Raw genomic sequence first — 12,708 nt, 5'->3', positions numbered from 1 at the left:
TTTACATGAAGAAATTCGCAATCCTCGGCTCCATGATGCTGGCCACGACCGCCTGGGCCGACAATGACGACGACGATGATGGCCTGGGGCTGGCCGGGCTCTTGTCCGGCAGCAACAAGGTCGAGCTGCCCGAGGTCATCCTGTCGGTGGGCGAACCGCTGGCGGATGCGCCTTGGGAGCTGAAATCGGGCAAGTATTACGAGGTCGAGTTCACCGCCGACGGTTCGGGCGAGATTGGCCTGGCCGGCATGGATTTCTTTCGCGCGATCTGGGTCGACGAGGTGGTGATCGAGGGGCTGGAAACCCGGCCCTTCGGCCTGCATTCGATCGAATTCGACGATGCCGGCACGATGGAAATCGGCTTTGTCGCGATCAAGCCGGGCAGCTACGAGCTGCGCATTCCCGGCAGCACCGGCGAAAGCCAGCGGATCGCGATCACCATCGAATAACGGGCGCTGTCCCAGCATGAACCCTCGCGCCCGGCCAATGGCCGGGCGTTGTCGTTCCGGGGTGGATTCCCGGCGCGCGTCAAGCCCCGAAACCGCCCCCCGCCGGGCGCGACATACGACCAATTGGCAATACCCCCCGACCCCCAGTTCAGCGACTTTCAGGATCGACAGAACATCGACGTTTCTGTCGTCTCGGTAGGGAGGACACGATGAGAAAACTTCTTTTGACATCGTCTGCTCTTCTATTCGCTTCGGCCGCCGCATTCGCGGCCGTGACGGAAGAAGATATCGCAAACGATCAGACGATCACCACACAGGTGGTGACCAATGGCATGGGCCGTCACCAGCAGCGCTTCAGCCCGCTGGCTGGAATCAACAAAGAGAACGTGAAAAACCTGGTTCCGGCCTGGTCGTTCTCGATGGGCGGGGAAAAGCAGCGCGGGCAGGAAACCCAGCCGCTGATCTATGACGGGGTCATGTATGTGACCGGGTCGTATTCCCGCATGTATGCCATCGACGTGAAAACCGGCGAAGAACTGTGGCAGTACGACGCGCGTCTGCCCGAGGGCATCCTGCCCTGCTGCGACGTCATCAACCGCGGCGGCGCAATCTATGGCGACAAGATCTATTTCGGCACGCTGGATGCCCGGATCGTGGCGCTGGACCTGAAAACCGGCGATGTGGTGTGGCGCGACAAGATCGCCGACTACAAGGCGGGCTATTCCTATACCGCGGCACCGCTGATCGTGAACGGTCTGGTCATCACCGGCAACTCGGGCGGTGAGTTCGGGATCGTGGGCGAGGTTCAGGCGCGTGATGCCGAAACCGGCGACCTGGTCTGGACCCGTCCGGTGATCGAAGGTCACATGGGCACGCTGAACGGCGAAGAAAGCACCATGACCGGCACGCTGAACGCGACCTGGCCGGGCGATCTGTGGAAAACCGGCGGCGGCGCGACGTGGTTGGGTGGCACCTATGACGCGGATACTGACACGCTGGTCTTCGGCGCGGGCAACCCCGCCCCCTGGAACAGCTGGCTGCGCGGCGCGGGCGAACCGACCGAAGGCAACACCGGCGACAACCTGTACGCCGCAAGCCGGATCGGCATCGACCCCGCCAATGGCGAGATCAAGTGGCACTTCCAGACCACCCCGCGCGAAGGCTGGGACTTCGACGGTGTGAACGAGGTGGTTCCCTTCGTCGATGCCGAGGGCAACAAGCGTTACGGCACCGCAGACCGGAACGGCTTCTTCTATGTGCTGAACCGTGAAGACGGCGCGTTCGTGTCGGCCACGCCCTTCGTGCGCGACATCTCGTGGGCCGAAGGCATCGATGAGAACGGCCGCCCTATCTATAACGAGGGCAACCGCCCGGGCAATCCCGCCGACGCCGCCGATGGTGGCAAGGGCGAGGTCGTGTTCTCGGTCCCGTCCTTCCTGGGTGGCAAGAACTGGATGCCGATGGCGCACAGCCCCGAAACCGGCCTGTTCTATGTTCCGTCGAACGAATGGGGCATGGACATCTGGAACGAGCCCGTCAGCTATAAGGAAGGCGCGGCCTATCTGGGTTCGGGCTTCACCATCAAGCCGCTCTTCGAGGACTATATCGGTTCGCTGAAGGCCATCGATCCCAACACCGGTGAAACCAAGTGGGAATACAAGAACGACGCCCCGCTCTGGGGTGGCGTGATGGCAACCGGCGGCGGCCTGGTCTTTACCGGCACGCCCGAAGGGTACCTGAAGGCGTTTGACGCCGACACCGGCGAGGAGCTGTGGAAGTTCCAGACCGGTTCGGGGATCGTCGGCCAGCCCGTCACCTGGGAACAGGATGGCGAGCAGTTCGTCGCCGTCGCCTCGGGCTGGGGCGGTGCGGTTCCGCTGTGGGGCGGTGAAGTGGCCAAGAAGGTCAACTTCCTGAACCAGGGCGGCTCGATCTGGGTTTTCAAACTGCCCAAGCTTAACTGATCAAGACAACCGCGGGGCCCCGGCTTGTGGGCCCCGCAATTTCGATGCAAGATTAAGGGGTGATGCAGCAAATGGCGGAGGTAGTCATGCTACAGCATGAAGGGACCGCGGAACTCCGGATACTGCTCATCGACGATCACCCGCTTTTTTGTGACGCGATGGCGATGACGGTGGGCGAGATTTTCGACAACCCGCGTGTCGCAACCGCGTCGACGCTGAAAGAATCCCTGGACATGGTGGGGCCGGTCGATCCGGACCTGGTGGTGCTGGACCTGAACCTGCCGGATGTCGATGGTGTGGACGGGCTGATCCGCCTGCGCGCCGCGGCGCCCGATGCCAAGATCGTCGTCGTCTCGTCGCTGTCCGACAACCGCGTGACCACATCGGTGCTGGATTCCGGCGCGGTTGGGTTCGTGCCCAAAAGCAGCCCGCGCGACGAGCTGGTTCGCGCCTTTCAGGCGATTGCCGATGGCGAGATCTATACCCCCGACGATTTCATTGCCCCGCAGAACAACCGGCTGAATCAGGAATCGCAGCAGATCGTGGAAAAGCTGAAAAGCCTGACGCCGCAACAGGCCACGATCCTGAACCTGATCTGCGAGGGCAAGCTGAACAAGCAGATCGCCTTTGACCTGTCGATCGCGGAAACCACGGTCAAGGCGCACCTGACGGCGATCATGCGCAAGCTGGGCGTTCAGAACCGGACACAAGCCGTTTTGCTGGCCAAGAAAGTCAGCTATGATTCGCTTTCGGATGGCGGCGAGACATAGCCGCTTTCCTGGGGAGGAGGAGACCTGGGTGGGCATTGACCGATCCGGCATTGTTACGGCTGTCTGCGTGAACTTGGACGATGCGCCCGACCCGTCGGAAGCGCTTGTCGATGCGCTGGCGGGTACCGAATATGCCTTTGTCATCGTCTTGCTGCCCCCGGTCTGCGAGATCGAGCCGCTGACGCGCATCCTGCAGGACCGGCTGGACGTCGAACACATCCTTGGCGCCCGCACCGCGGGCGAGATCTGTGACACCGGCTATAGCGAGAATCACATCGTCGCCCTGGGCTTTCCCCGGTCCTATTTCTCGGCCAGCGCGCAGCTTTTCGAACAGCTGAACGGCCCCGACGACACGGAAACCGCGCGCGAGGTGCTGCGCCTGCGGCACGAGGCCCACGCCAAGAACCCCGAGTTCGAGAATGAATTCGCCTTTCTGCTGGTCGATGGCCTGTCACGGCGCGAGGACGCGCTGGTCCTGAAGATCTCGACCGCGCTGGGATCGACGCAGCTTTTCGGCGGTTCGTCCGGCGATGGGCTGCGGTTCGAAAGCGCGCCGGTCTTCTATAACGGGCGTATCCGGACAAATGCCGCGATCCTGCTGGTGGCGCGCAGCAATTGCCGGTTCACGATCTTCCGCGAGGATCATTTCGAACCCTCGGGCAAGCGGCTGGTGGTGACCGGCGCCCGCCCCGAGGAACGGCTGGTGACCGAGATCAACGCCGAACCCGCCGCGCCTGAATATGCCCGCATCGTGGGCATCGACCCGCACCAGCTGTCGCCGTTCATCTTCGCGTCGCACCCCATTGTCGTTTCAGTGGGCGATCAGCACCATGTGCGCGCGATCCAGCGCGTCGAAGGCAACGATCTGCGGTTCTTCAGCGCCATAGACGAGGGCATGGTCCTGACCGTGGCGCATCCCAAGAATATCAGCGGGCACCTGCAAAACGTCCTCGAAGGGCTGTCGGAACACGAAGAGCCCGATCTTATCTTTGCCTGCGATTGCATCCTGCGGCGGCTGGAAGCGGATCAGAAACAGGAAATTCACAACATGTCGGCGCTGCTGCGCAAGCATCGGGTGATCGGGTTCTCGACTTATGGCGAACAGCATAACATGCTGCACGTGAACCAGACCTTGACCGGGATCGCGATCTATCCGCCACGCCATGACTGACCCGCTGCCGACAAACGGACTTCTCAATCAGACCGACAGCCTGGAGCGTCAGAACGAAAAGCTTCGGATCATTGTCGGCAAGCTGATGGCGCGGGTCGAACAGGCCACCAACGATCACGCCCAGGGCTTCGTGCATTTCGAAAGCGCGATCGCGTTGCAGGAAGAGGTCCAGAACCGCACCCGCAACCTGGAAGAGGCGCTGGACGTTCTGCACGCCACCAACGCCCAGCTTGCCGCCGCCCAGCAAGAGGCCGAAAACGCCCGCCGCAACCTGGCCACGGCGGTCGAGACCATTCAGGAAGGCTTCGCGATCTTCGACGCGGAGGGCGTTTTGGTGATGAAGAACTCGCGCTTTTCGATCATGTTTCGCGACGTGGTCGACAAGATCCAGCGCGGCACCCGGTTCGAGGACTATCTGCGGACCTGCGCCGAAAGCAGCCACATCGTCCGCCCCGGTGATATGGGCGTCGACGAATGGGTCCGCCAGCGGCTGGCCGTGCACGAGACGAACTCGGTCAACTTCACGCTGGAGCTGAAAGACGATTGCTGGATGCAGGTCAGCGAACAGCGCATGGCCGATGGCGGCACGATCGTGTTGCAGACCGACATCACCGATCACGCCCGGCTGGAGCGGGAAGAGCGCGCCAAGATGCTGGACCGGCAGGCCAAGATCGTGAAGACGACGCTGGAACATATCGAACAGGGCGTGCTGATCTTCGATCCCAGCCAGAAGCTGGTCGAATGGAACAGCGCCGCGATCAAGATCCTGAACATCCCCCGCCGGCTGGCCACGGCGGGCACGCGGCTAGCGCGGTTCGAACAGCTGTTCCAATCGGGCCGCGTGTTCATCGGCGATTGCGCACCGCTGGCGGTTTACGACTGGGCCGCGTCCGGCCCGGGCCGCGCCGTTCTGCGCACCGAGGTCGAGGCGACGAACGGCTTCAAATACGAGGTTCTGGGCCAGGAGATGACCGATGGCTCGTTCCTGATCTCGTTTCACGACATCACCCAGCTGCGCCAGGCCTATGAAGATCTGCATCTGGTGAACGAAACGCTGGAACAGCGCGTGATCGAACGCACGGACGAGCTGCGCGCCGCCCGCGATTCCGCCGAACGGGCCAACGCGTCGAAATCGCGCTTTGTCGCGGCGGCCAGCCACGACCTGTTGCAACCGGTGAACGCGGCCAAGCTGTTCATTTCGTCGCTGGAACACACCGCGCTGGACGAAAAGCAATCCGCCACGGTCTCGCGCATTTCGCAAAGCTTTCAGTCGGTCGAAACCATCCTCAGCGCGCTTCTGGACATCTCGAAGCTGGATTCCGGCAAGGTCGCGCTGAACATCTCGGACTTTTCGCTGGGCCAGATCTTTGAAAGGCTGCAGACCGAATTCGCCGGGATGGCCGCCGCCAAGGGGCTGGACCTGCAGATCGTGCCGACAACGGTGCGGGTGCGGTCGGACCCGGTCTATATGCGGCGCATCCTGCAGAACCTGGTGTCGAACGCGATCCGCTATACCGAAACCGGCCGGGTGCTGGTGGGGGCGCGGCGGCGGCCCGATGGCATCGACATTCAGGTGATCGACACCGGGATCGGCATCCCGCCCGAGGAACAGGACAAGGTGTTCAAGGAATTCCACCGCGCCGATACCTCGCACACCGCCGAATCCGCGATGGGTCTGGGCCTGGCGATTGTCGAACGGGCCTGCACCATGCTGGAGCACGGGCTCGATCTGCAATCGACGCCGGGCGTGGGTACCAGAATCCGCGTCTCGGCCCCCTATGCCGCGCAGGAAGAGCTGGTGCCCGACCTGGCCGAGGCCGAGCCTTGTGCCCATAATTCCGTGCGCAACGCGCTGATCATGGTGGTCGAAAACGATACCCGCGTGCGCGAGGCGATGGAGCGGATGCTGGAAATCTGGGGCGCCGCGCCGGTCATCGCCTCGTCACTGGACGATGCCGAGGCACAAATCGAGGCGCTTGGCCTGCTGCCGGATGTGTTCCTGGTGGATTACCATCTGGACGACGATGAAAACGGGCTGGACCTGATCGACAGCCTGCGGGAACGCCATGGCCCGCTGCTGACCATCCTGCTGACCGCGGACCGGTCGATCCAGCTGGAGCGCGAGGCCCACAGCCGCGGCGTGTTCATCCGCCACAAGCCGCTGGATATCGAAGATCTGCGGGAACTGATCGGCAGCCTTCTGGCCCCCAAGGGCAGCAAGTAACCCCCCTTTCACCCCCATCACACGGCCTGAAACGTATTCAGGCGACCGCATGTCGCGGCCGCCTGAATCTGGCGCAATGATGGGAGTGATGCGCCTGCCGGTGTCCTGATAATCAGGATCGGCTCTGGGATCTCGCGGGGCTTCTTAGAAGAAGCCCAGCTTGTTCGGGTTGTAGCTCATCAGGATGTTCTTGGTCTGCTGATAGTGGTCCAGCATCATCTTGTGAGTTTCACGGCCGATGCCCGACTGCTTGTAGCCACCGAAGGCCGCATGCGCCGGATAGGCGTGATAGTTGTTGACCCAGACACGACCGGCTTCGATCGCGCGGCCGAAGCGATAGCAGGTGTTGGCATCGCGCGACCACACGCCGGCGCCCAGGCCGTACATGGTGTCGTTTGCGATCTGCAGCGCCTCTGCCTCGTCCTTGAAGGTCGTGACCGACACGACCGGGCCGAAGATCTCTTCCTGGAACACACGCATCTTGTTGTGCCCTTTCAGAACCGTCGGCTGGATGTAGAAGCCGTTGGCGATGTCGCCGTTGAAGCGGGCGGCGTCACCACCGACCAGAACCTCGGCGCCTTCTTCGCGGCCGATGTTCAGATAGGACATGATCTTGTCCTGCTGCTCGCGGCTGGCCTGTGCGCCGACCATGGTGTCCATCTCGCGCGGGTCGCCCTGCTTGATGGCCTTCACACGCTCGATGGCGCGCTCCATGAACGCTTCATAGATGTCTTCCTGGATCAGCGCGCGGCTGGGGCAGGTGCAGACCTCGCCCTGGTTGAAGGCGAACAGCACGAAGCCTTCGATCGCCTTGTCCAGGAACGCGTCGTCCTGCGCCATCACGTCCGAGAAGAAGATGTTCGGGCTTTTGCCGCCCAGTTCCAGCGTCACCGGGATCAGGTTCTCGGTCGCAGCCTTCATGATGATGCGGCCGGTTTCGGTCGAACCGGTGAACGCGATCTTGGCGATGCGCGGGCTGGTGGCCAGCGGGCCGCCCACATCGGGGCCAAAGCCGTTGACGATGTTCAGAACGCCGTCGGGCAGCAGGTCCGAGATCACCTCGGCCAGGACCATGATCGCGGCGGGGGTCTGTTCGGCCGGTTTCAGCACGACGCAGTTGCCCGCGGCCAGTGCCGGTGCCAGTTTCCAGGCCGCCATCAGGATCGAGAAGTTCCACGGGATGATCTGGCCGACAACGCCCAGCGGCTCGTGGAAGTGATAGGCCACGGTATCCGCGTCGATTTCCGACATCGTGCCTTCCTGGCTGCGCAGGACGCCCGCGAAGTAACGGAAGTGGTCGATCGACAGCGGAATGTCGGCCGCGGTGGTTTCACGGATCGGCTTGCCGTTGTCCCAGGTTTCCGCCGTTGCCAGCAGCTCCAGGTTCTCTTCCAGACGGTCGGCGATCTTCAGCAGGATGTTCGAGCGTTCCGCCGGCGAGGTCTTGCCCCATGCGTCTTTCGCGGCATGTGCGGCGTCCAGCGCCAGCTCGACGTCTGCGGCGCCCGACTGGGCGATTTCGCACACCACCGCGCCGGTGATCGGGGTGATGTTTTCAAAGTATTTTCCGGATGCCGGCGGGACGAACTTGCCGCCGATATAGTTGTCGTAGCGTGTCTTGAACGGCGAGGTAAACGTCCCCGCTGCTTGCGCCATCTCGTTCATGAAATCCTCCTCCAAGTTGGGCTCAAAAATAGAGATAACAGGACAATGACCCTGCCCGGGTGTTTCCGCATCCCCGACTTTGGTCGAACAGACACGAGGCCTGTTCGGTGAACGGCAAATGCTTGAAATCCGGCGGCTTTTGCCAAAGCGGCGAGTCGGTTCCGGCACCGCGCGCGATGGGGCGCGGCGAATCCCCCCCGGCCCCCGGTCCGAAACGGCGCGCCTCCCGCGCCGCAGGCCCGAAAATGCTGCAGTTGCAACATCGGTTAACACGGTTTTCACCTTTTGTTCTCACAAATGAAAGGGAGGGCGACTCGTCCTCGTGCCGGACAGGAACAGAATGTGACCCAGAATTCCCCGCTGATTGCCCATGTGCATGTGCCCAAGACCGCCGGAACGACGATCAACGCGGCGCTGGCTGCCACGCTGGGACCGGGGCGCGATCACATCCAGGCGCTGATCCGCGATCGTGCCGCCCTGGCCGATACGCTGTCGGGTGCGCGCTGGGTCGCCGGTCACGTCCCCCTGCCCGTTCTGCGGACCGCGCTCGCCGAACAGCGAGTGTCCGCGCGCTTTGTCACCGCGCTGCGCGCGCCGGTGGCACATGTCGCCTCGCACTATAACTGGCTGATCGAGATCGGCCATCGCGGGCGCGCCTTTCTGCAGGGTCATCCGCCCGAAATCCGCGACATCCACCTGCATCTGCGCAACACAGACAACAGCAATCCCGCAGCGGTGATCGCCAATCTGGAAACCTATGCCGGGCTGTTTCTGAACTGTCAGGCGCGGCATGTGATCGGGCGCCATTATGCGCTGGCCGAAACCGCGTTTCTGAACGAACTCGACGCCTATGACACCGTCGTCTTTTCCGACGATGTCAGGGCGGGGCTGGCGCGGTTTCTGCCCGGGCGGCCAGCCGATCCGGCCACGCGCAACCAAAGCCGGTATCATTTCGACCCCGCGATCTTCGACCATCCCGCCCTGCGCACGTTCCTGATGGACCGCAACCGCGCCGACGAAACGCTTTGGGCCGTGGCAAACGCCCGCTTTCGCCCGGCCCAACCCCGACAGGAGATCGCGGCGTGAACACCCTCAACCAGCTGCTCAATGCGCTTGTCACCCGGCTGTCCTATCCGTTCCTTTATACCGTCCTGTCGCTGCAATCGCTGATCCGCCGGGTGCGCGCCGCTGGCAAAGCTCCGACGATCCATTTCGAAAGCGCGCATGACGGGCGGCCGATCGCCCTTGTCGCGCTCTATCAAAAGGGCCGCCTGCGCCCCGACAGCCGTGTCCTGATGCAGGCGCTCAGGGCGCGGGGCTGCTACGTGCTGGCGGTCAACACGCTGCGGCTGGACGATCCCGACGACCTGCGCGCCTGCTGCGACTGCTATGTCGAACGGTTCAATTTCGGCCGCGATTTCGGCAGCTATAAACAGGGGTTCCAGCTGATCTTTCAGCGCGGCTGGGACACGGCCTGTCCGCGGCTTCTGATGATCAATGACAGCGTTTTTTGTGTGTCCGACCGGATCGACGGCTTTGTCGCGCAGATGATGGAGTCCGAGGTCGAGGTTCTGGGCAGCACCGAGAATTACGAGATCATCCATCACCTTGGGTCGTTCTGCATCGCGCTGTCGCAGGCGGTGCTGACCCATCCCAGGTTTCGCGCCTATTGGCAAGGGTATCGCAATTCCGATGTGCGCCCCCGGGTGATCCTGAAGGGCGAACAGATGTTGTCGAAAACCCTGAAGGCCTGCGTGTCGGCCCCGTCCGAGTTCCAGACCCTTTATGGCACCAGCGCCTTCCTGACCCGCCTGCAACAGGATGACGGGTTGATCGATGTTGCCATCCGCAACGCCCGCCATTCGCCCCTGACCGGGTGGCAGCGGTTTTCGGCGCAGGAAGTCGTCGCGGCGCTGCGGGACTCCTATCTGCTGCGCGGCACGGATCTGCCGCAGAACACCACCATCCGCCTGGACCAGCCAGAGCTGTCCGACCGCATCGCGGCGGGCGACATGGCCGGGATCACCCGGGTCGTCCGCGCCAACATGCGCAAGGGCGAAAGCTTCGATCCGGCGATCCTGCGCAAAGAGGTGATCGCCCAACTGACCGAGGTTTACATGTCCGGCAGCCAGATCCACCAGAACGCCGCGACCCTGCTGCAGATGGGCCTGCCGATCGTCAAGCTTGACGGGCTTTATCGCGGGATGTTTGCGATCCAGGATGTCCAGGCGATCACCCAGCAGATCCCCCCCGATGATGCCGAGGCGTTGCAGCGTATCCTGCTGGAACGCCCCTATGGCGGGGATACGCTGCGCGGGTGGCGGCGGGCGGCCTTCATGCGCGGCCTGATCTGAGGGGCGGTGCCCCGCGCTCAATCCGGTATCGCGACGTGAAAGGCGCGGTAATGCCCCGCGCGCCCGATCCGCTGCAACTCGATCTGCTCGCGCTGCCAGACCCAGGTGCTGCGCAGGTGGCTTTTGTGATCGAAACTGCTCCGCAGCTTATCGCCAAGCCCGGCACTGATCGTCCCAAGGATCAAGGCCATGTTTTCCAGCGCAAAGGTCCGCTCGAACCCGAAATAATAGACCGGCTGCGGTATCTGCGAAAGCGCGCGGGCCGACGCGACCTCGCGCCCGTCCAGATAGGCATCGGCAAGCTCCTCTGGCGCCTGGCCGCTGCGCGACACCACGTGCAGCGTGCCATCGGCGTCGTACACGTCCAGCTCTGGCCACAGCACGCGCAGGATGTGAAAATCGGTGTATAGCGACGATGTCACGATGGCGTAGTCGTCATCGACGCTATGCGCCTCGATCTTGGCCACCAACCGGCGCAGGTCGAAGACATTCACCTCATGCGGCATCACCGCCAGCGCCAGCTTGTGCAGGCCCAGCCCAAGGACAAATCCCAGCGCCAGGACGGGAATGGCCCGGTTGGCAAGCTTCGTCCAGACAACCTCGGCCGACAGGGTGGCCAGACCCGCAAGCGGCAGCACGCTGCCCACCAGATAGCGCGGCTCGACATGTTGGAACAGCACCAGAAACGGCGCGGTCGCCAGCACGAACCACATCCACAGAAACGCCAGCCCGCGCCGCCGCGCGGACCCCATCGAAAGCGGCAGCACCAGCCAGACGAACCCGAATGCGATGGCGAAATGCATCAGCTTGGCAATCAGCGGCACCTCTTTCGCGAACAGGGTGTCATTTCCCAGAAACCGGTCCAGCCCGATGCCCAAACCCTGGATCACCCCCAGCGCAAGCGCCCCGCTTAGGGCCCCGATGACCACGCCTGACAGCAACAGTCTGCCGCGCGGAACGGGCCCGACCGGCACGCACAGATGGGCAATCACCAGCGACACCGGCGCGATCAGCATCGGCGCCTTGGTCAGCGCCGTCATTGCCAGCGCGAACGCGCCCAGAACGGCCCAGATCCATGACCGACCGCCCGCAGCGCGGAGGATCGCCAGACTGCCAAGACAGGCGCAGAAAAAGGCCGGTATCTCGGGCAGGGTCTTGAACATCAGGTCGGCCACAACCGGGCTGAACGCCGCGATCACGACCCCCGCCAGCACAAACGCCCGCCGGTCCGGCATCACGGTGCAGACGATAATCCCGCACAGCACCAGACTGCCCAGCATCAACAGCGTGTAAAGCCCCGCCACCACGAACGCGGTGACGGTCGGATCCCCGGTCAGTTGATGGATCGCATGAATGATCAGCAGATGCAGCGGCTTGCCCAGCGTGAACCATGACAGCTCCGACGGCTGAACCTCGCCCCGCAGAATTTCACCGAAATCCTGATAAATCGCGGCATAGAGATACCCCGGCTCGTCCCAATGCAGCGCGCCATCACATCCCAGAAGGACCAGGATCGCCAATGGAATGGCCAAAAGCGCGGTTCGAGGTGAAATCCTTAATGCGCAATCAGGATTCAGGGTGTCATTCTCGTAATACATCGCAAATCCGACGCGCATCACATGACCACGCACCGCCCCACCAATAATCTTCAACAGACTGAAAATAATATAAAATACAGGCTTCAGAATTAGCATACCACAGGCAGGCGCAAATCGCGACCCAGCCAGCCCTCTATACGATACGCCCTTCAAAGGCCGCCCAGAAACAGACAGATTTCAGGCGACACGGTGAATTATTCATTCACGCGTTAAAATTCATCTCGTAAATAAAATGCAACTTCGGGTTTATTCGCACCGCACGTCATCAGCGATTCGCGAACGCCGTCCGATCCTGCAAAGACGATGCTGGTGACCCCGGCAGAACGGGGTGAACCAAGAAATTTCAGCAGCTTACCAAGAAAAGTTCCAAATAGTGCCGTCATAAGGAATCAATGGCTTACAAGGAACGGTTCCAACTTTTCCAGGGGCACACCGCCCAAAAAGAAAGTCGCCGGAAGGGTTGCAGCCCTGTCCGACGACAAACAAAAGTTCATTGCCCTTCCTGACTACCAG

Annotated in this window: 9 protein-coding genes; 7 read left to right on the top strand and 2 right to left on the bottom strand. The window is 62.4% G+C overall.

Annotated elements, in window-relative coordinates:
- Positions 1-5: 5 nt before the first annotated feature.
- The 5 genes from CLM60_RS04450 to CLM60_RS04430 all read left to right on the top strand — a co-directional run bounded on the left by CLM60_RS04450 (position 6) and on the right by CLM60_RS04430 (position 6,578).
- A complete protein-coding gene (locus CLM60_RS04450) occupies positions 6-449 on the top strand; it encodes a cupredoxin domain-containing protein (protein WP_095587948.1) in 444 nt (147 codons plus the stop codon).
- 209 nt (positions 450-658) lie between these two features.
- The gene (locus CLM60_RS04445; RefSeq protein WP_095587947.1) at positions 659-2,413 is read left to right on the top strand and encodes a PQQ-dependent methanol/ethanol family dehydrogenase; all 1,755 of its coding nucleotides are present in this window, start codon (positions 659-661) and stop codon (positions 2,411-2,413) included.
- A gap of 86 nt (positions 2,414-2,499) precedes the next feature.
- On the top strand, positions 2,500-3,183 hold the full coding sequence (locus tag CLM60_RS04440) for a response regulator (protein WP_245848183.1): 684 nt from the start codon (positions 2,500-2,502) through the stop codon (positions 3,181-3,183).
- A 28-nt stretch (positions 3,184-3,211) separates the two neighbouring features.
- Positions 3,212-4,354, top strand: a complete 1,143-nt coding sequence (locus CLM60_RS04435) for an FIST N-terminal domain-containing protein (RefSeq protein ID WP_176473784.1) — start codon at positions 3,212-3,214, stop codon at positions 4,352-4,354.
- Positions 4,347-6,578, top strand: a complete 2,232-nt coding sequence (locus CLM60_RS04430) for a hybrid sensor histidine kinase/response regulator (RefSeq protein WP_095587944.1) — start codon at positions 4,347-4,349, stop codon at positions 6,576-6,578. Before CLM60_RS04435 ends, CLM60_RS04430 begins: the two co-directional genes overlap by 8 nt.
- A gap of 144 nt (positions 6,579-6,722) precedes the next feature.
- On the opposite strand, the gene adh is transcribed toward CLM60_RS04430, so the two are convergent.
- Entirely contained in the window at positions 6,723-8,243 is a 1,521-nt protein-coding gene (adh, locus tag CLM60_RS04425; RefSeq protein WP_095587943.1) for an aldehyde dehydrogenase, read from the bottom strand.
- 342 nt (positions 8,244-8,585) lie between these two features.
- Between adh and CLM60_RS04420 the strand changes: the two genes are divergently transcribed.
- Complete coding sequence (locus CLM60_RS04420) at positions 8,586-9,329, top strand: hypothetical protein (protein ID WP_095587942.1); 744 nt, start codon at positions 8,586-8,588, stop codon at positions 9,327-9,329.
- A complete protein-coding gene (locus CLM60_RS04415) occupies positions 9,326-10,597 on the top strand; it encodes a hypothetical protein (protein ID WP_095587941.1) in 1,272 nt (423 codons plus the stop codon). Before CLM60_RS04420 ends, CLM60_RS04415 begins: the two co-directional genes overlap by 4 nt.
- A 17-nt stretch (positions 10,598-10,614) precedes the next feature.
- Here the strand turns inward: CLM60_RS04415 and CLM60_RS04410 are convergent, their stop codons facing one another.
- Positions 10,615-12,213: an ArnT family glycosyltransferase gene (locus CLM60_RS04410; RefSeq protein ID WP_176473783.1), complete on the bottom strand. Its 1,599-nt coding sequence runs from the start codon at positions 12,211-12,213 to the stop codon at positions 10,615-10,617.
- Positions 12,214-12,708 lie beyond the last annotated feature (495 nt).

The organism is Actibacterium ureilyticum, assembly GCF_002285435.1.
In the GTDB taxonomy this organism is placed as follows: Bacteria; Pseudomonadota; Alphaproteobacteria; order Rhodobacterales; family Rhodobacteraceae; genus Actibacterium_C; species Actibacterium_C ureilyticum.
The sequence above is the reverse complement of the archived record's forward strand: the minus strand, read 5'-3'. Positions and strand labels throughout refer to the sequence as shown.

Coding starts and splice junctions, on each gene's coding strand:
- CLM60_RS04430 (WP_095587944.1), top strand. CDS start 4,347: ATGACTGACCCGCTGCCGACAAACGGACTTCTCAATCAGACCGACAGC.
- CLM60_RS04445 (WP_095587947.1), top strand. CDS start 659: ATGAGAAAACTTCTTTTGACATCGTCTGCTCTTCTATTCGCTTCGGCC.
- adh (WP_095587943.1), bottom strand. CDS start 8,243: ATGAACGAGATGGCGCAAGCAGCGGGGACGTTTACCTCGCCGTTCAAG.
- CLM60_RS04450 (WP_095587948.1), top strand. CDS start 6: ATGAAGAAATTCGCAATCCTCGGCTCCATGATGCTGGCCACGACCGCC.
- CLM60_RS04410 (WP_176473783.1), bottom strand. CDS start 12,213: ATGCGCGTCGGATTTGCGATGTATTACGAGAATGACACCCTGAATCCT.
- CLM60_RS04440 (WP_245848183.1), top strand. CDS start 2,500: ATGCTACAGCATGAAGGGACCGCGGAACTCCGGATACTGCTCATCGAC.